This window comes from Agromyces litoreus (assembly GCF_040496015.1).
Taxonomy (GTDB): Bacteria; Actinomycetota; Actinomycetes; order Actinomycetales; family Microbacteriaceae; genus Agromyces; species Agromyces litoreus.
The window spans coordinates 129,461-153,018 of record NZ_JBEPKA010000001.1 but is presented as its reverse complement, the minus strand read 5'-3'; the positions used below and the strand labels follow the sequence as shown (position 1 = coordinate 153,018).

Here is a 23,558-nt window from a genome sequence, read left to right as displayed (position 1 = left end):
CACGTGATGTCGGCGGCATCCGCTTGCATGGGGAGATGTCCGATGCGTCCCTGCGACCGTGGTCCGACGGCGACCTCGAGCTCCTCCACCGGGCGAACGCGCCCGAGCTCATGGAGCACCTCGGCGGGCCCGAGTCCGACGAGCAGGTCGAGCGGCGCCACGAGCGCTACCTGCGCGGGTGGCACGACGGCTCGTCGCAGATGTACGCGATCGTGACGCCCGAGCATCCCGAGGGCGTCGGGGCGATCGGCTTCTGGCCGCGCGAGGAGCACGGTCGTGCGCTGTTCGAGACCGGGTGGACGGTGCTGGCCGCGCATCAGGGGCGCGGGATCGCACGAGCCGCACTCGCCCTGCTCATCGCGGCCGCACGGGAGGCCGACGCGTCGCGGCCGATCGCCGCGTACCCGCGAGTCGACAACGCGGCGTCGAACGCGCTCTGCTCGCGCGCCGGGTTCGTCCTCGAGGGCGTCGAGGAGTTCGAGTACCCGAAGGGCACGCTGCTGGCCTCGAACGTGTGGGTGCTGCCGCCGTCGCCCGCCGGCGCGGCGTAGCCTCGACGAGTGCTCCCCTACCTCGCGGTCTTCCTCGGCGGCATCGCCGGCACCGGGCTGCGCCTGGCGCTGGACACCGCGCTCCCGGTCGCGCCGGGCGGCTTCCCCTGGTCGACCCTCACGGCGAACCTCGTCGGCACCTTCGTGCTCGGATGGCTGGCCGGCGGCCTGTGGACGCGACCGACGATGCCGGCCTGGCTGAAGGCGGGCATCGGCTCGGGGCTCCTCGGGTCGTTCACGACGCTGTCGGCCGTCATGGGCGCGGTCGCGATCCTCGACGGCGACGGCACGACGCTGTTCGCCGCGACCTACCTCGGGGTCTCGCTCGTCGCCGGCCTCGCACTCGCCGCGGGCGGACTGAAGTTCGGCTCGCTGCTCGCGCACCGGCCCATGCCGACCGAGGTCACCGACGACGGAGCCACCCTGTGAGCGGCGCGCTCGTCGCCACGGTGCTCGTGGCCGGGGCGGTCGGCGCGGTCGTCCGCTACGCGCTCTCGCGCGCGTACCCCGTGCGCCCCGGGCACCTGCCGGGCGGCATCCTCATCGTGAACGTGGCCGGCTCCGCCATCGCGGGCGGCGTGATCGGGCTCGCCGAGCGGTTCGCGGTCTCCGGCGACCTGCGGCTGGTGCTCGTCACCGGGTTCTGCGGGGGTCTCACGACCTTCAGCACCTGGTGCGTCGAGACGATCGAGCTCGTCGACGGCGGCCGCTGGCGGGCCGCCATCCTCAACGTGCTCGTGACCCTCGCGCTCGGCCTGTCGGCCGCGTTCGGCATGTACCTGCTCGCGCGCTGAGGGCCGTACGCGCGCGACGGCGTCGCCACGGACCGTCCGACGGCTGGACCCGGGTCAGATCATGGCCATGATCTGGCGGGCGATCATCCGGCCCGCGCGACTCGCGCCGATCGTCGACGCCTGCGGACCGTACCCGGCGAGGAAGATGCGCGGGTCCTTCCAGGCGGCGCCCTGCCCCACCGTGACGCCGCCCGACTTCTCGCGCAGCCGGAGCGGCGAGAGGTGGCGCAGCTCGGGCCGGAACCCGGTCGCCCAGATGATCGCATCAGCTCGCACGGAGCTCCCGTCGTCCCAGACGACCCGATCCTCCTCGATGCGGTCGAAGACCGGACGCGCCACGAGCAGCCCGCGCTCGATGCCCGCCGCGATGCGGCGGCTCTTCGGCACCCCGGTGCCGCTGACGACCGAGGGCAGCGCGCGACCGCCGCGCGCCGCCTCGTCCTGACGCGAGACCGCGGTCGACGCGCCCTCGAGGTCGAGCTCCTGCCGGTCGAGCCAGTCGATCGGTCGCCGGGAGACCCAGGTGAGGCCGGCCGCGACGCCCTCGAGCTCGAGCATGAAGCCGATCGCCGAGGTGCCCCCGCCGACGACGACGACGTGCTGGTCGCGGAAGTCCTCCGCGGACGTGAAGTCGGATGTGTGCAGGTGGCGGCCCCGGAACTCGCCCATGCCCGGGTAGTAGGGCACGAACGGGGATCCCCACGTGCCGGTGGCGTTCACGACGAACTGCGCCCGGAGCTCGCCCTGCGGGGCCGGCGGCGGCCCCGCCGCCTCGAACGTCCTGCGGCGACGACCGAAGAAGCCGCGCGCCTTCAGCTCCTCGATGGGCTGCGGGCTGAGGTCCTGGTACCGGAGGCGGAGGTCGACGCCGTCGTTCGTCACGCGGCGCACCTCGATCGGCCGGTGCACGCGCAGCTGGTACGCCTCCTCGTACCTGGCGTAGTACTCGGCGATCACGTCCTTGGCGGGCTGCGCTCGGTCGGCCGTGTCGAAGCTCAGTCCGAGCTCACCCATTCCCGGCAGGTCGTTGACCCGGTGGGCGGTGCCGAGTCGCAACGAGGACCACCGGTGCTGCCACGCTCCACCCGGCCCGGGGGCTCGGTCGAGCAGCACGAAGTCCTCGTCGGCGACGAGTTCGAAACGGCGCAGGTAAAAGGCGACGGACAGCCCCGCCTGCCCAGCACCGATCACCGCGACCTTCACGCGGTCGGGCATCGATTCCACCCCTCCATCCCACCATGTCCGGAGGGTCGGCGTCGGACGCGGGGCGGCGTCCACGGCACCTCCACAGCGCCGACGCGGCGGGCGATCGGCCCGTACGGCGGTGGTAAACTGACGGCCGGGATTGTTCATTATCAGAAGAGCCGGGTGACGACCATCCCATCCGGCCAGACGTCGTAAGGGGGTCACGCATGGGGCGCGGCCGTCAAAAAGCCAAGCACACGAAGGTTGCTCGGGAGTTGAAGTACTTCAGCCCGGCCACCGACTACAGCGCGCTCGAGCGCGAGCTCACGGCTTCGAACCACGACCACATCGAGGACGAGCTCTCGAAGTGGTCCGAGTACGCCGACGACGACTCCTACGTTCCCGACGACGGACCCCATCGGTCCTGACCCTCACCGGGTGAGCCGCGCCCGACCGGCCGGCTGACCCTTCGGCCTGCGCGCCGCCGTCTCCCGCGGCGGGCCGGGTCGTGACCCTCGGCGCCGGCATCCCCCGGCGCCCGTGGTGAGGTGCGCGCGGATCGGAGCCGCTCAAGCCGTCGACGCGCGCCATCCGGCCGTGGTCTCGGCGAACCGTTCGAGCTCCTCGAGCGTCCCACCCGCGGTGATCGCCCGGAGGACCACCTCGTCGACGACGTCGAACGCGGCGAGCGACTCCGGTCGGTCGATCGTCGCGTCGACGGCGCGCATGCCGATCCGGCGGAAGTTCGCGGCGTACGACGCCACGGCCTCGTACCGCTCCGCCTCGTGCTCCAACGCCGCGCGCGCGGACTCGTCGGCGATCGTGCGCACGTACAGCACGCCGCGCACGTCCGGCGAGCGTGCCCCCGCGTCGCGGCGCAGGTCGTCCATCGCGTCGGCGGCCGCCGCCGGGGTCAGCCAGTTGAGGACGACCGCGTCGGCCCGCACGGCGGCGAGCCGACGCATCCGCGGCCCGAGGGCGCCGACCGCGATGCCGGCGTCCGTGCGCTCGCGAAGCGCTGCGATGCCGTCGCGCACCGTCGCGACGGGATGCGCCGCCCTGCCGGAGCCGATGCCGAGCAGGGTCCGCTCGACCGGGATCCCCGCGAGGTCGAGGGTGTCGGCGGGCCGCCGGTCGAGCGGGATCACGCCCGTGCCCAGGCGGAGCGTCGCGGTGACCTCGGCGACGGCGCGCAGGCCGTCGAGCGAATCGCCGCGCGGGACGTCGTTCAGCCAGATCCCGTCGAAGCCGAGCGACTCGAGCCGCGGCGCCAGGGCTCGCAGCGTGTCGACGCCGGTGGTCCCGGGAAGTCCGAGCGAGACGGCGGCGCGCACGGGTCAGCCCGCGTACTCGCCGACGAGCCGGACGGCGCCGCCGTCCACGCCCTTGGCGCCCTGCTCCCATCCGCTCGCGGCCTCGTCGTGCGCCCCGATCGCGACGGTGCCCGCCTGCCAGGCGGGCAGTCCGAGCTCGCCGAGGCGCGTCACGACGGCGGATGCGGCCTCCTGCGCCACGACCGCGAAGAAGCCGATGCCGAGGTTCCAGGTGCCCTCGGTCGACTCGAGGGTCGTGCCGGCGAGGTCGTTCAGCACGCGGAACACCGGCTGCGGCGACCAGGTCGACCGGTCGAGCTCGACCCACGACCCGCGGGGGAGCACCCGGGCGAGGTTCGCGGCGATGCCGCCGCCGGTCACGTGCGACAGCGAGTGGACGGCGCCGCCGACCTGCTCGTCGGCGAGCAGGCGCACGAGCGGCCCGGCGTACAGGCGCGTGGGCTCGAGCAGCGCCTCGCCCCAGGTCGTGCCGAGGTCGGCGGAGGCGTCCTCGTAGGCGCGGCCGGCGGTCGCGAGGATGTGACGCACGAGCGAGTACCCGTTCGAGTGCAGGCCGCTCGACTCGATCGCGATGACCGCGTCGCCCTCCCGCACCCGGTCGGCACCGAGCGCCCGGTCGGCCTCGACGACGCCGACCGCGGCCCCGGCCACGTCGTAGTCGTCGACGCCCATGAGCCCCGGGTGCTCGGCGGTCTCGCCGCCGACGAGCGCGGTGCCGGTCTCGGCGCACGCGCGCGCGATGCCGGTGACGATCGCGGCGATCCGCTCGGGCACGACCCTGCCGCAGGCGATGTAGTCGGTCATGAACAGCGGGGTGGCACCGACCACGACGATGTCGTCGACGACCATGCCGACGAGGTCCTGGCCGATGGTGTCGTGCACGTCGAGCGCCTGGGCGATCGCGATCTTCGTCCCGACCCCGTCGGTCGAGGTCGCGAGCAGCGGCCGGCGGTAGTCCTTGGCGAACGAGAGGTCGTAGAGGCCGGCGAATCCGCCGACGCCGCCGAGGACGTTGGGGCCGTGCGTCTTCGCGACCGACTCCTTCATCAGTTCGACGGCGAGGTCGCCGGCGGCGGTGTCGACTCCGGCAGCGGCGTAGGACGAGTTGGCGCTCACCCGACAAGGGTACCCGCGGCACCGGCCGGCCTGAGGCCCGCTGTCGGCGGCCGGACGTAGAATCGGGCCATGCACGCGGGGGCCACGCCATCGTGGGTGATTCGCGAGAACGCGAGCACCGGAGCCCTGCTCGCCCTCTACCTCCGCGAGGTGCTCGGCATCGCCTCGCCGGCCGAGCTTCCGAGGCTCCGCGATGTCGGCCGGATCGGGCCCGAACCTCCTCGCGACGTCGACGCGCACGATGCCCTCGAGAAGCAGTGGCGCGAATGGTGGTCGATGACGATCGAGCCGGAGGAGCATCCGTCGCCGGTGCCGCTGGAGCTCCTCGAGGAGTACGGCACGACCGTGGCGCTGCCGGTCTCCGGCGCCGAGGCGCTCGCGGCCGCCATCCGCCCGCACGCCGAGGCCGCGACCGCGTGGGCCGACTGGGCGCACGAGCGGTACCGCACCGCGAGCTCCGCACGTTCCGGCGACTCCTACCGGGCGTACGCCGGGTCCATCGCGGAGTACGAGCGCGAGGTCGGCCGGCGGGCCCACTCCTTCGAGCTGAACGTCGAGGTGCTGCCGCTCGCGGCATCCGGCATCTGGTGGATCGGCCGCAAGTCGGTCGCGGTCACCGACACGCTGCGCTCGGATGCCGCGGCCTTCGACGACGCCATCCACCCGATCATCGCCGAGCTCGCGTGAGCCGCGCGCCGCGGGCGGCGCACGCGCCGCGTGGCAGACTCGATCGCATGAGCATCTGGTTCGGCGAGCCCTCGCTGGAGTGGGCGAACTCGCGCAGCGAGCAGGCCATGATCCGCACCCTCGGCATCGAGATGACCGAGCTGACCGACGACTCGCTGAAGGGCCGGATGCCGGTCGACCACCGGACGCGCCAGCCCGCCGGGGTCCTCCACGGCGGGGCATCGGTCGCGCTGGCGGAGACCCTCGCGAGCTGGGGCGCGTCGTTCACGGTCGACCCGGAGCAGTACTACTGCGTCGGCATGGAGATCAACGCCAACCACGTCCGCCCGGTCTCCGAGGGCTGGGTGTACGGCGAGGCGCGACCGATCACGCGCGGGCGCACCACGCAGGTGTGGGACATCCGCATCACCGACGAGCGGGACCGCCTCGTCTGCGTCTCGCGGTGCACGATGGCGGTGCTGGCGACCCCGTCGCAGTACTGACGCCGGCACCGGCGCGTCGCTATCGTGGGGCCGTGAAGCCGTTCGTGCTCCTCGCCACGCGCGCCGAGGACCAACCCGCCGACGAGGAGTACGCGCTGTTCCTGCGCGGCACCGGGCTCGACGAGCGCGACCTCGTCCGGGTGCGGCTCGAGGCCGGCCCGATGCCGGACCTCGACCTCGACGCCCTGTCCGGCATCTTCGTGGGCGGCGGGCCGTTCAACGCCTCCGACCCGCCCGAGCGCAAGTCGGCCGTGCAGCACCGGGTCGAGGCCGAGTTCGCGACCCTCCTCGACGAGGTCGTGGCGCGGGACTTCCCGTTCCTCGGCGCCTGCTACGGCGTCGGCACCGTCGGCGCGCACCAGGGCGCCGCCATCGACGACACCTACGCCGAGAAGATCGGCGTCGTGCCGGTCTCGCTGACCGACGCGGGCGCGGCGGATCCCCTGATGGCGGGGCTCCCGCCGACGTTCAACGCGTTCGTCGGGCACAAGGAGGCGATCCGGAGCCTACCGCCGTCGGCCACGCTGCTCGGTTCGTCGCCCGAATGCCCGGTGCAGGCGTTCCGCGTCGGCGCGAACGTGTACGCCACGCAGTTCCACCCCGAGCTCGACCTCGAGGGCATCCAGGTCCGGATCCGCGCCTACGCGAGCTACGGCTACTTCGCGGCCGACGAGCTCGAGCTCACGCTCGCAGCGGCGGCGCGCGCCGTCGTGTCGGAGCCGAGCCGGATGCTCCGCACCTTCGTCGAGCTGCACGCGCGATAGCGCTGCGCGAGGCCGACGGCCTCACCCGTGCGACGCGAAGACCTCCCGCAGCCGGGGCCACGCCGCAGCGCGGACGAACACCGGGATCCGCTCGATCGGCACGTCGGCCGTGATCTCGGCCTCGCCGGCGATCGGCTCACCGGTCCATGGGGCGACCCACTCCCCGGGCGGCAGCGCGACCGCGTGCGCGGTCTCGCCCTCCTCGACGACGGGCGAGACGAACAGGTCACGTCCGAGGAACCACTGCAGCGGATGACTCCACGCGGTCTCGAGCGACGGGTGGTCGAAGTACACCGGCCGCATGAGCGGCGCCGAGGTGCGCACGCTCTCGGCCGCCTCGGCCGACAGGTACGGCACGAGTCGCTCGCGCAGGTGGGCGAACGCGCGGAACACGGGCATGACGCGGTCGTCGCCCGTGCGGTCGGCGATGTTCCAGGGCGTGCGGTCCCGTGAGGGCGTGCGGTGGTGGTTGAACTCCGAGTGGTACTGCATGATCGGCACGAACGTCGAGGCCGCGGTCGCCCGCAGGTACAGCTCGGCCGAGGGCAGCGGGCCCGAGAAGCCGGCGAGGTCCCAGCCCCAGTAGAGGATGCCGCTCGCGGCCGCCGAGAGCCCCGCGAACATCGACCAGCGGAACGCATCCCACGTCGAATCCTCGTCGCCGGCCCAGAACGCGCCGTGCGCCTGCGACCCGGTGAACCCCGCCCGGCTGAACGTCACGGGCGCCTTGCCCGCCGAACGGAGCAGGTCGCCGTACGCCTTCGCGTACGCCACCGGGTAGCGGTTGTTCCCCTCGTCGCCGCACGTGCCGCCGAGGTACGCGAGCTCGCGCCCCCAGGCGTGCTCGCCGCCGTCGGTCTTGAAGCCGTCGATGCCGACCTCCTCGACGAGGTACCGGCGCTTCTCGGTCCACCAGCTCGCCGCGCGATCGTCGGTGAGGTCGGGCATGGTCGAGAGCGGGAACCACCAGCCCCGGTTCCGGTACGGACGAAGCCGGCCTCGGGCGTCCGGCTCGCGGATGAGCACGCCCTCCCGGGCCGCGGCGATCGCGTCGGCGCGCGCCTGGCCCGTCGGGTGCGGGCGCGCCTTGAGGAGCGGGATCTGCCAGAGGTGCACGCGGATGTCGCGATCGTGCAGCTCGTCCACCATGCCCTTGGGATCCGGCCACGCGCCGTCGGGCGGGAACGTGAAGTCGTCGAGCCGGTGCGGCCCACCGTCCTCCGCGACCTCGTACTCGGCGTCGCGGAACGCCGTGAACGTGCGCTCGTCGCTCCACGCCTCGATCACGACCGACCCGACGGGGACGTCGTGCTCGCGATGCAGGTCCATCTGGCGCATGACCTCGGCCTGCGTGTTCCACTCGTTGCCGCTCGCCCAGAGCCGGAACACCCAGTCCGGCAGCTCCTCCGGGCGACCGACCTCGGCGAGGAAGGCGTCCAGCACGACGCGGGGCTCGCCGTTGTAGAACGACACGTCGACCGCGGGCTCGCCGGCCGCGGCATCCGCCTCGACTTCGACGACGATCCGGTCGGCCGCGGCGGCGCCGACGTCGAACCAGGTCCGGCGCGAGGTGCGCACGTGGAATCCCCAGCCGGCGCCGCCCACGACGTGCGCGAACGGCATGGGCAGGTAGGTCTTCCGCTCGGCGCCCTGCGACTTGTACTGCTCGAAGACGACCGCGTCGAGCTCGGTGCCGCGGTGGTCGAGCCGGTCGTAGCGCTCGCCGAAGCCCGTCACGTGCTCGGCCGGTGCGAGCGGCAGCGCGAACCGCACGCGGCGCACGCGCTCGCCGTCCGTGAGCACGCGCACGGAGCCCGGCACCACTCGGCAGGTGCCGATCGAGGTCACGACGTCGTCGCCTGCGTCGCGCCAGTCCGAGACGGTCGCGTCGAACCAGCGCGTGTGCTGCTCCTCGCCGCCGGCCGTCCGGCCCGCCATGCGGTAGCGGATGGCGCTGCCGGCCTCCGGTGCCGCGAACTCCGTCGCCCAGCCGCCGGCGCTCCGGGCGAGCCGGGCCTGCGCGGACGCGAGGTGGCCGCCGTCGACGGTCTGGCCGCGTGACGTGCTCGCCACGCGCTGCAGGGGATGCCGTTCGGTGCGGCGGGCACCCGCGGCATCCACGACCTCCACCTCGGCCTCGACGGCCTCCACCTCGGGCGTGGCGCGCACGCCGAGTCGCAGCGGTTCGCCCGCGACCGGGTCGAGCGGCCAGCGCTGCTCGGTGTCGACCGAGTACGGGTGGCCGGAGCCGAGCGGACGGTGGCGGATCATTCGGAGGCCTCCTCGGGGGCGGCGGCGTCGAGTTCGACGGCGAGGCGGATGAGCATGGCGTGGGACCAGAGCAGCGGGTCGGCCGACGGCCCCCAGCGCTCCACCCACTCGTCGACGCGCGATGCGTCGAGCAGGTGCCGATCGACCTGCTCGGGCATCGCCCCGTCGGGGCCTGCGGTGCCGGCGGCCCAGTCCAGCAGTTCCCGCGCCCGGTCGGCGTTCCCGGCCCGGGCGTGTGCGATCCCGACGAAGCACGACAGCAGCGGCCACTGTCCGCCGCCGAAGTAGGTGTCGCCGAGGTAGCGGTGGGTGCCGCCGTCGACGACGAGGTCGCGATCGATCGCGTCGAGCGTCGCCGTTCCGACCGCGGATGCCGCGGGCACGACCTCCAGCAGCCCGACGACGGCGGCGAGGCTGGCGTCCACGGCCGACGACCCGAGCCACTTCGACAGGTGCCCGTCGGCCGTGCCCCGCGATCGGATGGCGGCCTCGACCGCGTCGGCGGCCGTCGACGCGCGCCCGGATCGCTGGCCGCCGAGGACGCCCGAGCGGACCGCCGCACGGAGCCCGGCGGCGATGCAGCCGAGCGTCGAGACGTGCACGTACTCCGCGTGCTCCTCCCACCAGTCGTAGCAGGGCCGGTCCCACGACGAGACCAGGTAGTCGACGGTCAGGGCGATCGCCGGCGCCCACCGCGTGGCATCCGCGCCGTGCCGTCGCACGTGCTCGCCCACCGCCCAGAGCCACGTGCCGTAGCCGTCGAGCTGGAAGTCCCACCAGTCGGCGTCGCCCTCGCGGCCGTCGAACGTGAACCGGGTCGCGAGCATCGCCGCGTCGGAGACGGGCTCGCCGAACGCGGCGCCGTCGACGATCGCGCGGACCCGCTCGGCGCGGGCGTCGACCACGGCGGCGCACCAGTCCAGGAACCGCTCGGCCGACTCGCGTCGGCCGTACGCCGACATCGCGTCGGCGATGAAGGCGCCGTCACGGAACCAGCTGTAGCCCGCGTACGCGGAGAAGGTCGGGCTCGCCGGGTACGCGCCGCCCGCGTCCTGGAGCGACGCGATGAGGTCGGCGCTCGACGCCATGAGCGCCGCGATCTCGGGCCGGACGGTCGTGGGGAGGGTCATCGTGGTGCTGCCTTCGTGCGTGGTGGATGGGTGGGGCCGGTCGCCCGGAGGGCGGCCGGCCCCCTCACGGGATCGGGCGATCAGCCGCCGATGGCGGCGTTGATCCGCTCCTCGGCCGAGTCGAGCGCCTCCTGCACGGTCTTGCGACCGGCCTGCGCCTCGACCAGCTCCTCGCTCATGATGTCCTGCATCTCCTGCTGGCCCTGCGCCACGACGGGCGGCAGCGCGACCTGCTCGAGCGAGTCGAACACCGCCTGCCGGTCCTCGGGGTTCCCGAGCGTCAGGTAGCTGTCGAGCGCGGCCTCGTCGGAGGTCGCCGGGAGCTCCCAGCCGGCGTCGAGCCGGGTCTGCACCATCACGTCGCTCGAGGTGAGGAACTCGGCGAACTTCGCCGCCGCCTCCTGGTGCGCCGAGCCAGCGGAGACGCCGACCGCGTTCGAGAACAGCGCGCTCGCCTGCTGGGCGTTGCCCGGCTCGACCGCGATGTCCCAGCCGAAGGGCGCGTCGGCGAAGGCGCCGAACATCCAGATGCCGGTGTGCAGCATGGCGAGCTTGCCGTCGAGGAACAGGTTGGTGTCGAAGTCCGGCGTGCCCTGGCCGTCCTCGATCGTCGGCATGGTCGTGCCGCTCTTGCCGACCAGCCACTCGGCGGCCTCGACGCCCTCGGGCGTGTTGAACGCGACCGCGGCGCCGTCGGCGTCGAGGAACTCCCCGCCGTTCTGCGCGAGCACCTTGTAGAACTCGTAGAAGCTCACGGGCTGGTGGTCGCCCCACGTGCCGGCGCCCTCGTCGGTGAGCTGCTCGGCCGCGGCCTGCTCGTCGGCCCACGTCCAGTCCCCCGTGGGCGCGTCGACGCCGGCGGCCTCGAACAGGTCGCGGTTGTAGAAGAGCACGACGGTCGAGAACGAGCTCGGCAGCGCGTACTGCGTGCCATCCGCCTGGTATGCCTCGAGCACGCTCTGGCGATACACCGACGGGTCCTCGACGTCGATCTCGGCGAGCACCCCGTTCGCCTGGTACTGGGCGAAGTTGGCGTACTCGACGTCGAAGACGTCGGCGGCGGTGCCGGCCGCGAGGTCGGTCTGGAGCGCCGTGCCGTAGTCGGCGTACGGGAGCGTGGTCACCTCGACGGTGATGTCGGGGTTCTCCTCCTCGAACGCGTCGACGATGGCCTGGAGGTTGTCCTCGTTGCCGCCGTTCGAGATGAAGTTCGTGTAGCTGATGGTGACGGGGCCGTCGGCCTCGCCGGAGCTGTCGCCCGCGGCGCAGCCGGTCAGGGCGAGGGCGGTGGCGGCGACGAGGCCGACGCCGGCCAGTGCTGTGGTCCTCATGGTGCGTATCTCCTTCGATCGGGATGAGGCGTGGTGCCGGTTGGTGGACGGTCGGGATCGGACCGTCCGGGTCGGGGCCGCTGGCCCGTCCTCACTTGAGGCCGGTGTTCGCGACCCCCTGGATGACGTACTTCTGGGCGAACAGGTAGACCGCGAGCATCGGGAGGATGCTCACGACCGAGCCGGCCATGACGATGTCCCACTGGGTCGTGTACTGGCCCTGCAGCCCGGCCAGCGCGACCGGGAGGGTCTGCAGCTCGGGCGAGCGGAGCACGACGAGCGGCCAGAGGAAGCTGTTCCAGCTGCCCATGAACGCGAACACCGCGAGGGTGGCGAGCGCGGGCCGGATGTTGGGCAGGATGACCGTCCAGAAGATCCGGAAGTGTCCCGCACCGTCGAGCGCCGCGGCCTCGTCGAGCTCGAACGGAACCTGGTTCATCGCCTGCCGGAGCAGGAAGACGCCGAACGCCGCCGCGAGCGTGGGCAGCAGCGCGCCGAGGTAGGTGTCGACGAGGCCCCATGCGCGCAGCTCGGCGAAGAGCGGCACGACGAGCACCTGGAGCGGGATCATCATCGTCGCGAGGTAGATGCCGAAGACGACCGTGCGGCCGCGGAACGGCAGCCGACTGAACGCGTAGGCGGCGGTCGCGCTCGTGACGAGCTGGGCGAGGGTCGTGACCGTCGCGAGCAGCAGGCTGTTGCCGACGACCCGCGCGAAGGGGAGGTCGGCGAAGAGACGCTGGTACGCCTCGAGGCTCGCGTCGGCCGGGAGGAGCGACGGCGTGGAGCTCAGTCCACTGCCGGGGGTCAGCGAGGTGACCACCGTCCAGTAGAACGGGAAGAACATGGCCAGGGCGCCGACCACGATCACGACGTGCAGCAGCACGCTCCGGGCGCGGGCCGCGCGGGCCGCCTCGGTGCGACGACGGATGCCGCGCGCCCGGGCCGTCATCGGTGCGAGCGTCGTCTCAGCCATAGTTCACCCACTTGCGCTGGCCGCGGATCTGGATGACCGTCACGGCGAGGATCACGACGAACAGGAGCCACGACAGCGCGGACGCCTCGCCCGCCTTGCCGTACCGGAACGTCAGGTCGTAGATCTGCTGCACGACGACCTGCGTCGCGCCGCCCGGTCCGCCGCCGGTCATCGCGTAGACCTGGTCGAAGACCTGGAAGCCGTTGATGAGCGAGATCACGACGACGAAGAAGGTCGCGGGGGAGAGCAGCGGGAGCGTCACGGAGAAGAGCCGGCGCCACCAGCCGGCACCGTCGACGCGGGCGGCGTCGAGCAGCTCGGGGTCGATGGCCTGGAGCCCGGCGAGCAGGATGACCATGACGAAGCCGAGGTCCTTCCACGCCGAGGCGAAGATGATCGAGGGCATCGCCCAGGCCGGGTCGGTCCACCATCCCGGACCGTCGATGCCGAACCAGGCGAGAACGGTGTTCACGACGCCGTTCGACGGGTTCAGGAGCCACCGCCACACGAGGGCGACGACGATCCAGCTCGTGATGACCGGCAGGAAGTAGATCCCGCGGAGGAGCGTGCGGCCGCGCAGTGCGGTGTTCAGCGCGAGCGCGATCGCGAGCCCGCCGACGTAGACGAGCGGCAGGTAGCCGACGATGTAGGACAGCGTGTGCAGGAACACGTCCGCCGTCTCGGGGTCGGTGAGCAGGTTCGCGTAGTTGTCGAGGCCGACCCACGTCGCCGGCGCGAGCAGGTTCCACTCGGTGAGGCTGATCCACGCCGCGGCGACCATCGGCGCGAGCACGAAGAGCACGAGCGGCACCGCGCTGGGCAGCAGGAACGCCAGGACGGTGAGGGCGTAGCGGATGCGGCGTGCGCGGCGTGCGCGTCCGACGGGGCGGGTCGGGCCGGCGGTGCCCCGGGCCGCTCGCTCGGCGTCGCGGACGTCGGCGACGGCCTCGCCGACCAGGGCGGTCATGGCTGCACCACCTGCCCGGCGAAGCGGGCCCGGATCAGCCGTCCCTGATCGCCGGCCGAGCCGGCCGCGTCGAACGGGGTCGCGAGCACGAGCGCAGCGGCGCCCTGCGCCCAGCTCTCGTCGGTCCAGGTCTCGATCTCGACGGGGAGGCTCCGGCGATGGCGCAGCAGGTGCGAGCGGAACGCGGGCTCGAACCCGGGCGCCCAGTGCCGCCAGCCGGCCGTGCCCTCGCCGAGCACCACGACGAACGCGGGGTCGACGGTGTGCACGACGCCCGCGAGCGTGCGGCCGAGGAGCCGCCCGGCCACGTCGTACACGGCGCGCGCCTCCTCATCGCCGCGGTCGGCGGCCTCGCGCAGGGCGTCGATGCCCGCGTCGTCGGGCAGGATGCCCCGCTCGCGAGCCGACCGGACCAGGGCATCCTCCCCGATGAACGCCTCGAGGCATCCGTGGTTGCCGCAGGTGCAGCGCGGGCCGTCGTCGGCGACGGGGATGTGCCCGATCTCGCCCGCGCCGCCCGAGGCGGCCCGCAGCACGTTGCCGTCGACGACGATGCCGGCGCCGACGCCGGTGCCGATGGTCACGACGAGGAAGTTGTCGTGCGAGCGTCCGAGGCCGAAGAGGCGCTCGGCGATCGCGAGGGCGTTCACGTTGTTCTCGACCACGACGGGCAGCCCGGTCGCGCGCCGGAGCGCCTCGCCGAGTTCCACGCCCGACCAGCCGAGCTGGGCCGAATCGACCACGCCGTTGCCCGGGCGGTCGACGCTGCCGGGGACGCCGACGCCGAGGCCGAGCACGGTCGACCCGTCACCGGCGGCCATGAACCCGCGGATCCGCTCGACGAGTTCGGCGATGAACGTGCTCGCGGTCGCGTCGAAGGGCTCGCTGGCCGACCGGACCACCCGACCGTCGACGCCGACCTCGACGAAGGCGACGTGGTCCGCGACGACCTTGATGCCGATCGCCCGACCCGCCGACGTCGCGAGGCCCAGCATGCGGGCCGGCCTGCCTCCGTTCGACGGAGCCTGCTCGAGTTCCACGAGCAGGCCGTCGGCGAGCAGGTCCTTGACGAGCTGCGTGATGAGCGCGGGCGAGAGGGAGAGCACGCGAGCCAGCTCGGCGCGTGAGGCGGGACCGTCGGCACCGAGCCGCGCCAGGATCGCCGAGCGGTTGACGTCGGTGCGGGAGCTGGAGTGGATCGCCATCGATGCCTCGTGGTCGGGGGACGGGGTCCCGGGGAAGGTCTAGAGTTAATTTAGAACTAAACAAAGTTGAAAAGCAAGACCTTGATTCCCCGGACACGACGAAGCGCCCCGCACCGGTCCCTCGGTGCGGGGCGCTCCGCGCTCGATCGGCGCGGCGGGCGATCAGCTCGCGGCGGCCGTGGCGTAGGTGGCCTGCGCCACCGAGCCGTAGTACGGCCCGAACATCACGTTCGGGATGTTGTTGTAGCCGAAGCTGTTCACGGAGTTCTGCGCGCCGTTGCCCATGAACCAGGGGCCGCCCGACGACCCGCCGGTCATGTCGCAGGGGATGCCCTGCGACTGCGTCTGGCCGTACGGGTCGTCGGTCGCGGTGCCGGAGCACGACTTCAGGGTCTGCCCGTTGAACGGCGCGGCGGCGGGGTAGCCGAAGGCGTCGTACGAGAGGCCGCGAGCCTGGTTGAACGCGATCGCGGTGCCGCCCACGGTGGCCTGCAACGTCTTGCCGCCCAGCGTCCCCACCGTCGCGAAGGCGGTGTCGTAGGTGATGTCGCCGCCCTTGGTCCACTGCCTCGGGGCCGCGAGCGAGGTGGCGACCCACTGGCCGTAGGGCGCGGCACCGTTCTCGTACGCCGGGACGAACGTCCAGTTCGTCGCGTACCGGCCGTGGCCCTCGTGCACGCAGTGCGCCGCGGTGGCGACGACGCTGCCGTTGGCGGAGCTCACCGCGTTGCCCGAGCAGACGTAGTTGCGTCCGCCCAGGGAGAAGAAGACCTTGCCGATGTTCGACACGGGCGACTCGTTGGCGGCCATGAGCGTGATGTCGCCGGTCGGCGCGGGCTTGCCGTACGTGACGGGCGCGCCGGCGGCAACGTCCGCGGCCGGCGTGGACGCGGCCTTGCCGGCCAGGAGCGCCTCGGCCGGGATCGCGGAGCGCATCCGGTCCGCGGTCCAGTAGCCGGCTGCCGCGGCGCGCTCGGCCGCGGGCACGTCGTGGCGGTCGACGCCGGCGGCCCCCGTGGGCGGTGCGGCAGAGGCGGCGGTCGGCGCGGCGAGCAGGCCGCAGGCGACGAGTGCGGCGCCGGCGAGCGCGGCGCGCATGGTGGTGAGCTTCATGGACGAGCCCTTTCCGAGACAGGCGGCTGTGGTCCCCCAGTCGGTCGCCGAGGCCGCGAGATGCGAATGCGGGAGAGCGTGACACATGTCCCCCGTTCGGGGGCAGTCTCCGCGACCGGGTTCAGGGATAACGACAACAAGTCCGTGACGACCGAAGAATCCTCCCCATGGCCCCGAGTGGCGGGGTATGTTCTCAGGTTGGCCGCGGCGGAGATCCGACCGCGATCGGCGGGCCGCGACGCGCAGCCGGACCACCGCATGCTCACCTGAGCACGGCCCCGCATACAGCCGGCTCACACGCGCGCGTGTGCGAGGATGGAACGTCCAGCTCGGACGCTTCGCCCCCACTCCCGAGGAGCCATCGCTCGCATGTGCGGCATCGTCGGCATCGTCTCCACCGAGCCCGTCAACCAGCAGATCTACGACAGCCTCCTCCTCCTGCAGCACCGCGGGCAGGACTCGACGGGCATCGCGACCGCCGACGGCCCGATCTTCCACATGTCCAAGGCGCGCGGCCAGGTCCGCGAGGCGTTCCGCACGCGTGACATGCGGTCACTGCTCGGGAACATGGGCCTCGGCCACGTGCGCTACACGACCAAGGGCGCCGCCGAGCGCGAGGAGGAGGCGCAGCCGTTCTACGTGAACGCGCCCTACGGCATCATCCTCGTGCACAACGGCAACCTCACGAACACGCGCGAGCTCTCGCAGGACCTGTTCCGCATCGACCGGCGCCACGTCAACTCGACGAGCGACACCGAGATGCTGCTCAACGTGCTCGCGACCGAGCTGCAGGGGCAGATCACCGGCCTCGAACTCGACCCCGACCAGGTCTTCACCGCGGTCGAGCACGTCCACGAGCGCGTCGAGGGGTCGTACGCGGTCATCGCGATGATCGCCGGCCACGGGCTGCTCGCCTTCCGCGACCCCTTCGGCATCCGCCCGCTCATCCTCGGCCGGCGCATGACCGAGCGCGGCCGGCCCGAGTGGATCGTGGCATCCGAGTCGCTCGTGCTCGAGAACGGCGACTACGAGGTCGTCCGCGACGTCGAGCCGGGCGAGGCGATCTTCATCACGACGGACGGCGAGATGATCTCGCGCCAGTGCGCCCGCGACCCGCGCCTCATGCCGTGCTCGTTCGAGTACGTCTACCTCGCCCGACCCGACTCGGTGATGAACGGCATCTCCGTGTACGAGGCGCGGCTGCGCATGGGCAACCGACTCGCGAGCACCATCGAGACCCACATGGACCACGGCGACATCGACGTGGTCATGCCGATCCCCGACTCCTCGCGGCCGGCCGCCATGCAGGTCGCGCAGAGGCTCGGCATCGAGTACCGCGAGGGCTTCTACAAGAACCGCTACGTCGGCCGCACGTTCATCATGCCCGGGCAGGCCGCGCGCAAGCGCTCGGTCCGGCAGAAGCTCAACGCCATGGGCACCGAGTTCAAGGGCAAGAACGTGCTGATCGTCGACGACTCGATCGTGCGCGGCACCACGTCGAAGCAGATCGTGGAGATGGCCCGCGCCGCGGGCGCGAACAAGGTCACGTTCACCTCCGCCGCGCCGCCCGTGCGGTTCCCGCACGTCTACGGCATCAACATGCCGAGCCGGGCCGAGCTCGTCGCGCACGGCCGGAAGATCCCCGAGATCGCCCGGGAGCTCGGCGCCGACCACATGATCTACCAGGAGGTCGCCGACCTGCAGGCCGCGATCACCGAGGGCACCGGGATCGACGCCCTCGACCTGTCGTGCTTCACGGGCGACTACGTCACCGGCACGGTGACCGAGGAGTACCTGCAGTGGGTCGAGCGCACGCAGCTCAGCTGACCGGCGCCGACCGCATTCACATGCCCGACGCAGCAGGCTCGCGGCCGGCACCCGGGTCCGCCTGCGATGATCACGTCATGGATCCGGGGCACGACGACGCCCGGGCAGCGGCGCCCGTGGAGTACCTCGGCGTGTACGACGCCGACGGCGGCCTCCGCGGCGAGCTCGCCTACGTCCTCGGGCACGTGATCGGAACCGCCGAGTGCGCCCTGTGCGACGTCACGCACCGCTGGCGGCGCAAGCCCGAGTGGGATGCCATGGTGCGCCGGCTCGACGCGCCGTTCGCGCTCCGGCACCGCAACGAGGTCGACGACGCGTCGGTGCAGGCCGAGATCGCCCGGCACGGCCTGCCGCTCGTGCTCGCCCGCGACGACGACGGCGGATGGCGCACGGTGCTCGATCGCGATCAGCTGGCCGGCGCGCGCGGCTCGGTCGACGAGTTCGAGCGGCTGCTGCTGGCGGTCCGGGCGCGCTGACCGCCGCCGCAACGAGTCAGCGCTCGGGGTCGTCCTCGACGACGTGCGTGGACTCGTGCTCCGCGACGGCGGTCCCACGGCGGCGGGCGAGCACCCGGTCGATGACGAGCGCGGCCGCGCCGCCGAGCGCGAGGCCGCCCGCACCGCACCACAGCAGCAGGAACCCGAAGACCTGGGAACGGTCGAACTCCGGGTTCTCGGGGAACACGAACGTGAGCACGAGGGCGACGATCACGCCCACGACGGCGCCGAGCAGCAGGAAGCTGCCGTACCGCGGCGTCCGGCGCACCGTGACGGCGTCGCTGGAGACCTCGGTCTCCAGGCGCTCGCCCGTTCGCTCGGGTTCGACGTCCATCCGCTCGACCTTCGGTCGCGCCTCGGCGTCGGGCGCGTCGGGCTCCACATCGGCGACCGACGGCTCCGGCTCGGCGGGCTCGCCCGGCTCGGCGGGCTCGGGACGGTTCGCATCGCTCACGCAGCCATTCTCCCGCACGCGCGCCGGCCACGGGAATCGGCGGCGGCGGAATCGACCGACGCCGCTCAGGCCAGGCGCGCCCCGTCGATCACGGGCACGACGCCGGACAGATCGGCGCGCTGCCCCGAGGCGTGCACGCGCCCGCCGCCGCGGGCCGCCTCCCAGGTCGTCGACCCGGTGGCGAGCCCGAGCCAGGTGGCGGCATCCGTCTCGACGACGTTCGGCGGGGTGCCCCTGGTGTGCCGAGGACCCTCGATGCACTGCACCGCGCCGAACGGGGGGACGCGCACCTCGACGGTGCCGCCCGGGGCCTGCTCGGCGAGCAGTTGGAGGGTGTAGCGGACGGCGGTCGCGAGGGTGGTCCGGTCGACGGATGCGGCATCCGGCGCGCCCACGACCGCGGCCACCGCATCGCGTCCGTCGCCGTCTCCGATCCTGCGCGCCATGCCCCCCATCCTCGCGCACCGGCGGCGCCCCTCCGGCCCCGGCCCGGAAGGGACCGTCCGGTAGCCTGAGCGGGTGAGAATCCTCGTCCTCGGTTCGGGCGCGCGCGAGCACGCCATCATCCTGGCCCTGCTCGACGAGGAGGCCGGCCACGAGATCGTCGCCGCGCCCGGCAACGCGGGGATCGCGGGCTCGCCGACCTCGTCCGCCCGCGGCAGCGTCGAGACGATCGCGCTCGACCCGACGGACCCGGTCGTGGTCGCCGACTACGCCATGGACAACGACGTCGAGCTGGTCGTGATCGGCCCGGAGGCCCCGCTCGTCGCCGGCGTCGCCGACGCGCTCCGCACCCGCGGCATCGCGGTGTTCGGCCCCGGGAAGGCCGCCGCGGCGCTCGAGGGATCGAAGACCTTCGCGAAGCGCGTCATGGAGGCCGCTGGCGTGCCCACCGGCCGGGCGAGCCTCGTCGATTCGCTGCCGAAGGTCGAGGAGACGCTCGACGAGTTCGGTGCGCCCTACGTCGTGAAGGCCGACGGGCTCGCCGCCGGCAAGGGCGTGCTCGTCACCGAGGACCGGGACGCCGCGCTCGCGCACGCCGAGCACTACCTGCAGCAGGGCCCGGTGCTCGTCGAGGAGTTCCTCGACGGCCAAGAGGTCTCGCTGTTCCTGCTCTCCGACGGCTCGAACGTCCTCCCGCTCTCGCCCGCCCAGGACTACAAGCGCCTGCGCGATGGCGACGAGGGCCCAAACACGGGCGGCATGGGCGCCTACTCGCCACTGCCGTGGCTCGACGATCGGTTCGGCGGCGAGGACGCCTTCGTCGACGAGGTCATCGAGACCATCGCGCAGCCAACGGTCCGGCAGCTCGCCGAGGAGCAGACGCCGTTCATCGGGCTGCTCTACGCCGGCCTCATCCTCACCAGCCGCGGCATCCGCGTCATCGAGTTCAACGCGCGCTTCGGCGATCCCGAGACCCAGGTCGTGCTGCCCCGGCTGAAGACGCCCCTGTCGGGACTCCTCTACGCCGCCGCGACGGGCGGGTGCGGCGAACTCCCGCGCCCGGAGTTCCGCCCCGACGCCGCCGTGACGGTGGTCCTCGCGAGCGAGGGCTACCCGGAGTCGCCCGAGACGGGCCGCCGCATCGACGGCCTCGAGGCCGCGGCATCCGTGCCGGGCGTGCACCTCGCCCACGCCGCGACCGCCGTCGGCTCCACGGAGGGCGATGCCGAGCCGCACCTCATCGCGACCGGCGGCCGCGTGCTGAACGTCGTCGCGCTCGGCGACGACTTCGCCGAGGCCCGCCGCCGCGCCTACGAGGCGATCGGGCAGCTGCGGCTCGAGGGCGGGCAGTACCGCACGGACATCGCGGCGCGCGTCGCGGACTGACCCCGGCCGCCGTGGGCGACGCGCACCGCGGCAGCCGGATTTCGAGAGGAGACGAGGATGGACGCCACGGGCGACCTCGACGGCTGGACCCACGTGTACTCGGGCAAGGTGCGCGACCTGTACGTGCCGACCTCGGCCATGTCGGACGACGACACCTGGACCGGCGACCCGCTGACGCTCTCCCCCGTCGTCCTGGTCGTCGCGAGCGACCGCGTGAGCGCATTCGATCACGTGCTCGAGCCGGCCATCCCGGGCAAGGGCGCCCTGCTCACCGAGCTCACCCGATGGTGGTTCGACCGGCTGCCCGAGGTGCCGAACCACCTCGCGTACGCCGAGGACGACCGCTACCACGACCTGCCCGCGATCCCGGACGGGGTCGCCGACCGCGCCATGCTCTGCCGCACGCTCGACATGTTCCCGGTCGAATGCGTCGTTCGCGGCTACCTCACCGGCAGCGGCTACGCCGAGTACGCGGCGACCGGCGCAATCGGCGGGATCGCCCTGCCCGAAGGCCTGCGGGACGGCGACCGGCTGCCAGAGCCGGTCTACACCCCGGCGTGGAAGGCGCCGATGGGCGAGCACGACGAGAACATCTCGTACGAGCGCACGGTGGAGCTCGTCGGCGACACGGTCGCCGAGCAGCTGCGCGCGCTCTCGCTCGCGGTCTTCGAGCACGCGTCGCAGGTCGCCGAGGAGCGCGGACTCATCCTCGCGGACACGAAGTTCGAATTCGGCGCCGATCGCGAACTCGGCATCGTGACGCTCGCCGACGAGGTGCTCACGAGCGACTCGAGCCGGTACTGGGACCTCGAGGCCTACCTGACGGGTGGGACGCCCGAGGTGCGGATGGCGAGCTTCGACAAGCAGATCGTCCGCGACTGGCTCGCGGCGAACTGGGACCAGGACGACTCGGAGCGTCCGCCGACGCTGCCCGCGGAGATCGTCGAGCAGACCGCCGAGCGCTACCGCTCGCTCGTCGATCGGCTGACCCTGGGGCTGTAGGGAATACCGGTTGAGGGGGGCGGTTTCATTAGTTGTGTCTACAACTGATTCGGATGCCACCCCCGACCGCCTCGCCGCCGACACCGCGATGGGGCCGGTGACCCTCCGCGTCGCCGACCTCGACACCATGATCCGGTACTACCGCGACGGCGTCACGCTCGAACTGCTCCGCCAGGACGGCCCGGTCGCCGTGCTCGGCCGCGGCAGCACGCCGGCGGTGATCCTCGAGCACGCCCCCGAGCTCAGGCACGCCGCTCCGCGCAGCGCGGGGCTGTTCCACACCGCGATCCTGTTCGACACCCGCGAGGCGCTCGCCACGGCGCTGTTCTCGGTCGCCTCGAAGCACCCCGGCACGTTCACGGGCAGCGCCGACCACCTCGTGAGCGAGGCGTTCTACTTCGACGACCCCGAGGGCAACGGCGTCGAGCTCTACTTCGACCGGGACCGCTCGACCTGGAGCTGGACGCACGGCACCGTCGAGATGGCGACGATCTTCCTCGACCCCAACGGCTACCTGCGCGAGCACCTCACCGAGCGGGCCGCGGAAGCCGCCGCGACCGGCACCGGCCTCGGCAGCGCGGGCGTCGGCCACGTGCACCTGTCGGTCGGCGACGTCGCGAGCGCACGCGAGTTCTACGTGGACCGCCTCGGCTTCGACCAGACGGCGACCTACGGCGACCAGGCACTCTTCGTCTCGGCGGGCGGGTACCACCACCACATGGCCATGAACACGTGGAACAGCCGGGGCGCCGGGCGACGGCAGCTCGCGCTCGGGCTCGGCAAGGTCGAGATCCTGGTGCCGACCGCCGACGACGTCGGCGAACTCGGCGAGCGGATGGCGCACTACCGCGTCCCCGCCCGCGACGACGGCCGCACCCTCGCCTTCGACGACCCGTGGGCCAACGCCGTCGAGGTGCGCGCGGAGCGCTGACCCCAGCGCCCGCGGCCGGCGGATCAGTCGGCGCGGCGCCGGTTGTGCGACATCTCGTGGAACTCGCGGAACCCCTGGGCGGCGCCGGGGAGCTCCTCCGCGTCGGGGTTGACGCGGAGCCCGTCGAGCACGACGGCGAGCTGGCGCCGCCAGTAGGGCACGTAGGCCCCGCCGTACTGGCCGAGCGAGCCCAGCATGTCGACGAGCACGCTGAGGTCGACGCTCGTGACGTCGGAGCGCAGGCTCCCCTCGGCCTGGGCCCGGGCGACCACGCCGTCGGCGATCGACTGGAACTCGGTGCCGGGCCGGTGCTCGGGGTCGAGCTCCGCGACGCGGCGCATGACGGCGGGCAGGTACGGGCGCTCGATCAGCCAGGCGGAGAGCTTCTCGAGCCAGAGCTCGATGGAGCGCCATCCGGTCTCGGCCTCGACGACCTCGGGGATGAGCTCGCGCATGTCGTCGATGCCGGAGTCGTAGAGCTCGCGGATCAGGTCGTCGCGCGTGGGGAAGTGGCGGTACACGGTGCCCGCGCCGACCTCGGCCCTGGTGGCGAGTTCGTCGAGCGGCGCATCGACCCCTCGCTCGGCGAACAGGCGCCTCGCCTCGACGAGGAGCCGTTCGTGGTTGCGACGGGCGTCTCGCCGCGTCGACACGGTCGAACTCACGCGACCAGCCTACGCCCGGGGCCCCCTCCGGCTCACTCGAGGCACTCGATCGAGACCTCGACCGCATCGCCCGGGCCGATGCCCTCCGCGTCGCGGACCGCCTTCTTCAGCGGGAGCGCGTAGCGCTCCGCTCCCGGGAAGATCGAGGTGCGCCAGGTGGTGCCGCCGATGGTCGCCGCCACGCGGATGGAGCCGAATCCCCGGCGCGGCCGCGGGCGCTCCCGGATGTCGGCCGACGGCTCCTCCGGCACGTCGACGAAGAACCAGGTGTCGGCCGGCCGATCCTGCCAGCGGTACACGGTCGCCGTGAAGTCGTACGTCTCGGCCATGCCGCGAGCGTACGCCGCACCCCCGACGCCCGCGCGGTGATGTCCGGGGACCCGGACGCCGGCTCGGGAACCGGCCCTGACGACGCGGGCGTCCCGCTCGGTAGGCTTGCCGCGTGG

Annotated in this window: 26 protein-coding genes; 12 read left to right on the top strand and 14 right to left on the bottom strand. The window is 72.8% G+C overall.

Features of this window, described 5'->3' with window-relative positions:
- Nucleotides 1-35: 35 nt before the first annotated feature.
- Genes ABME01_RS00755 through crcB form a run of 3 tightly spaced genes read left to right on the top strand, consistent with a single transcriptional unit; the run spans nucleotide 36 to nucleotide 1,345 of the window.
- Nucleotides 36-551: a GNAT family N-acetyltransferase gene (locus ABME01_RS00755; RefSeq protein ID WP_353826429.1), complete on the top strand. Its 516-nt coding sequence runs from the start codon at nucleotides 36-38 to the stop codon at nucleotides 549-551.
- Nucleotides 552-560: 9 nt separating this feature from the next.
- Nucleotides 561-980: a FluC/FEX family fluoride channel gene (locus ABME01_RS00750; protein WP_353826428.1), complete on the top strand. Its 420-nt coding sequence runs from the start codon at nucleotides 561-563 to the stop codon at nucleotides 978-980.
- Nucleotides 977-1,345: a fluoride efflux transporter CrcB gene (gene crcB / locus ABME01_RS00745; RefSeq protein ID WP_353826427.1), complete on the top strand. Its 369-nt coding sequence runs from the start codon at nucleotides 977-979 to the stop codon at nucleotides 1,343-1,345. Before ABME01_RS00750 ends, crcB begins: the two co-directional genes overlap by 4 nt.
- A 54-nt stretch (nucleotides 1,346-1,399) precedes the next feature.
- Here crcB and ABME01_RS00740 read toward each other — a convergent pair whose 3' ends face one another.
- Complete coding sequence (locus ABME01_RS00740; RefSeq protein ID WP_353826599.1) at nucleotides 1,400-2,560, bottom strand: NAD(P)-binding domain-containing protein; 1,161 nt, start codon at nucleotides 2,558-2,560, stop codon at nucleotides 1,400-1,402.
- A 197-nt stretch (nucleotides 2,561-2,757) separates the two neighbouring features.
- Here ABME01_RS00740 and ABME01_RS00735 point away from each other — a divergent pair, with 197 nt between their 5' ends.
- A complete protein-coding gene (locus ABME01_RS00735) occupies nucleotides 2,758-2,958 on the top strand; it encodes a DUF3073 domain-containing protein (RefSeq protein WP_353826426.1) in 201 nt (66 codons plus the stop codon).
- A 141-nt stretch (nucleotides 2,959-3,099) separates the two neighbouring features.
- On the opposite strand, the gene ABME01_RS00730 is transcribed toward ABME01_RS00735, so the two are convergent.
- Nucleotides 3,100-3,864 carry an LLM class flavin-dependent oxidoreductase gene (locus ABME01_RS00730; protein ID WP_353826424.1) on the bottom strand — a complete coding sequence of 255 codons (765 nt, stop codon included), beginning with the start codon at nucleotides 3,862-3,864 and terminating at the stop codon, nucleotides 3,100-3,102.
- A gap of 3 nt (nucleotides 3,865-3,867) precedes the next feature.
- Nucleotides 3,868-4,980, bottom strand: coding sequence for a phosphoribosylformylglycinamidine cyclo-ligase (gene purM, locus ABME01_RS00725; RefSeq protein WP_353826423.1), 1,113 nt, complete (start codon nucleotides 4,978-4,980; stop codon nucleotides 3,868-3,870).
- Nucleotides 4,981-5,049: 69 nt separating this feature from the next.
- Here purM and ABME01_RS00720 point away from each other — a divergent pair, with 69 nt between their 5' ends.
- From ABME01_RS00720 to ABME01_RS00710, 3 genes are read left to right on the top strand one after another with little or no spacing between them, the layout of a single operon-like run.
- Complete coding sequence (locus tag ABME01_RS00720; RefSeq protein WP_353826422.1) at nucleotides 5,050-5,667, top strand: zinc-binding alcohol dehydrogenase; 618 nt, start codon at nucleotides 5,050-5,052, stop codon at nucleotides 5,665-5,667.
- A gap of 47 nt (nucleotides 5,668-5,714) precedes the next feature.
- Nucleotides 5,715-6,149 (top strand): hotdog fold thioesterase, encoded by a 435-nt coding sequence (locus ABME01_RS00715; RefSeq protein WP_353826421.1) that lies wholly within the window; start codon nucleotides 5,715-5,717, stop codon nucleotides 6,147-6,149.
- A gap of 32 nt (nucleotides 6,150-6,181) precedes the next feature.
- Nucleotides 6,182-6,913 (top strand): glutamine amidotransferase, encoded by a 732-nt coding sequence (locus ABME01_RS00710; protein WP_353826420.1) that lies wholly within the window; start codon nucleotides 6,182-6,184, stop codon nucleotides 6,911-6,913.
- Nucleotides 6,914-6,934: 21 nt separating this feature from the next.
- Here ABME01_RS00710 and ABME01_RS00705 read toward each other — a convergent pair whose 3' ends face one another.
- The 7 genes from ABME01_RS00705 to ABME01_RS00675 all read right to left on the bottom strand — a co-directional run bounded on the left by ABME01_RS00705 (nucleotide 6,935) and on the right by ABME01_RS00675 (nucleotide 15,906).
- Nucleotides 6,935-9,184 carry a glycoside hydrolase family 31 protein gene (locus ABME01_RS00705; RefSeq protein ID WP_353826419.1) on the bottom strand — a complete coding sequence of 750 codons (2,250 nt, stop codon included), beginning with the start codon at nucleotides 9,182-9,184 and terminating at the stop codon, nucleotides 6,935-6,937.
- Nucleotides 9,181-10,314, bottom strand: coding sequence for a glycoside hydrolase family 15 protein (locus ABME01_RS00700; protein WP_353826418.1), 1,134 nt, complete (start codon nucleotides 10,312-10,314; stop codon nucleotides 9,181-9,183). Before ABME01_RS00700 ends, ABME01_RS00705 begins: the two co-directional genes overlap by 4 nt.
- An 80-nt stretch (nucleotides 10,315-10,394) precedes the next feature.
- Complete coding sequence (locus tag ABME01_RS00695) at nucleotides 10,395-11,645, bottom strand: ABC transporter substrate-binding protein (RefSeq protein ID WP_353826417.1); 1,251 nt, start codon at nucleotides 11,643-11,645, stop codon at nucleotides 10,395-10,397.
- Between the two features lie 91 nt (nucleotides 11,646-11,736).
- Nucleotides 11,737-12,621, bottom strand: a complete 885-nt coding sequence (locus ABME01_RS00690; protein WP_353826416.1) for a carbohydrate ABC transporter permease — start codon at nucleotides 12,619-12,621, stop codon at nucleotides 11,737-11,739.
- On the bottom strand, nucleotides 12,614-13,588 hold the full coding sequence (locus ABME01_RS00685; RefSeq protein WP_353826415.1) for a carbohydrate ABC transporter permease: 975 nt from the start codon (nucleotides 13,586-13,588) through the stop codon (nucleotides 12,614-12,616). Before ABME01_RS00685 ends, ABME01_RS00690 begins: the two co-directional genes overlap by 8 nt.
- Entirely contained in the window at nucleotides 13,585-14,793 is a 1,209-nt protein-coding gene (locus tag ABME01_RS00680) for an ROK family transcriptional regulator (protein WP_353826414.1), read from the bottom strand. The genes ABME01_RS00685 and ABME01_RS00680 overlap by 4 nt, the downstream gene beginning before the upstream one ends.
- Before the next feature lie 162 nt (nucleotides 14,794-14,955).
- Nucleotides 14,956-15,906: a trypsin-like serine peptidase gene (locus ABME01_RS00675; RefSeq protein ID WP_353826413.1), complete on the bottom strand. Its 951-nt coding sequence runs from the start codon at nucleotides 15,904-15,906 to the stop codon at nucleotides 14,956-14,958.
- A 369-nt stretch (nucleotides 15,907-16,275) separates the two neighbouring features.
- Between ABME01_RS00675 and purF the strand changes: the two genes are divergently transcribed.
- Together purF and ABME01_RS00665 are read left to right on the top strand one after the other, a co-directional pair.
- Entirely contained in the window at nucleotides 16,276-17,733 is a 1,458-nt protein-coding gene (gene purF / locus ABME01_RS00670) for an amidophosphoribosyltransferase (protein ID WP_353826412.1), read from the top strand.
- 77 nt (nucleotides 17,734-17,810) lie between these two features.
- On the top strand, nucleotides 17,811-18,209 hold the full coding sequence (locus ABME01_RS00665) for a hypothetical protein (RefSeq protein WP_353826411.1): 399 nt from the start codon (nucleotides 17,811-17,813) through the stop codon (nucleotides 18,207-18,209).
- A 16-nt stretch (nucleotides 18,210-18,225) separates the two neighbouring features.
- Here the strand turns inward: ABME01_RS00665 and ABME01_RS00660 are convergent, their stop codons facing one another.
- Together ABME01_RS00660 and ABME01_RS00655 are read right to left on the bottom strand one after the other, a co-directional pair.
- On the bottom strand, nucleotides 18,226-18,684 hold the full coding sequence (locus ABME01_RS00660; protein WP_353826410.1) for a hypothetical protein: 459 nt from the start codon (nucleotides 18,682-18,684) through the stop codon (nucleotides 18,226-18,228).
- A gap of 65 nt (nucleotides 18,685-18,749) precedes the next feature.
- Nucleotides 18,750-19,130 (bottom strand): sterol carrier family protein, encoded by a 381-nt coding sequence (locus tag ABME01_RS00655; protein ID WP_353826409.1) that lies wholly within the window; start codon nucleotides 19,128-19,130, stop codon nucleotides 18,750-18,752.
- Between the two features lie 73 nt (nucleotides 19,131-19,203).
- Between ABME01_RS00655 and purD the strand changes: the two genes are divergently transcribed.
- The 3 genes from purD (at nucleotide 19,204) to ABME01_RS00640 (ending at nucleotide 22,447) form a co-directional block, all read left to right on the top strand.
- Nucleotides 19,204-20,514: a phosphoribosylamine--glycine ligase gene (gene purD, locus ABME01_RS00650; RefSeq protein ID WP_353826408.1), complete on the top strand. Its 1,311-nt coding sequence runs from the start codon at nucleotides 19,204-19,206 to the stop codon at nucleotides 20,512-20,514.
- A gap of 57 nt (nucleotides 20,515-20,571) precedes the next feature.
- Nucleotides 20,572-21,516 carry a phosphoribosylaminoimidazolesuccinocarboxamide synthase gene (locus ABME01_RS00645; protein ID WP_353826407.1) on the top strand — a complete coding sequence of 315 codons (945 nt, stop codon included), beginning with the start codon at nucleotides 20,572-20,574 and terminating at the stop codon, nucleotides 21,514-21,516.
- Nucleotides 21,517-21,604: 88 nt separating this feature from the next.
- Nucleotides 21,605-22,447, top strand: coding sequence for a VOC family protein (locus ABME01_RS00640; RefSeq protein WP_353826597.1), 843 nt, complete (start codon nucleotides 21,605-21,607; stop codon nucleotides 22,445-22,447).
- Nucleotides 22,448-22,470: 23 nt separating this feature from the next.
- Here ABME01_RS00640 and ABME01_RS00635 read toward each other — a convergent pair whose 3' ends face one another.
- Complete coding sequence (locus ABME01_RS00635; RefSeq protein WP_353826406.1) at nucleotides 22,471-23,112, bottom strand: TetR/AcrR family transcriptional regulator; 642 nt, start codon at nucleotides 23,110-23,112, stop codon at nucleotides 22,471-22,473.
- 32 nt (nucleotides 23,113-23,144) lie between these two features.
- A complete protein-coding gene (locus tag ABME01_RS00630; protein WP_353826405.1) occupies nucleotides 23,145-23,441 on the bottom strand; it encodes a DUF1905 domain-containing protein in 297 nt (98 codons plus the stop codon).
- Between the last annotated feature and the right edge of the window lie 117 nt (nucleotides 23,442-23,558).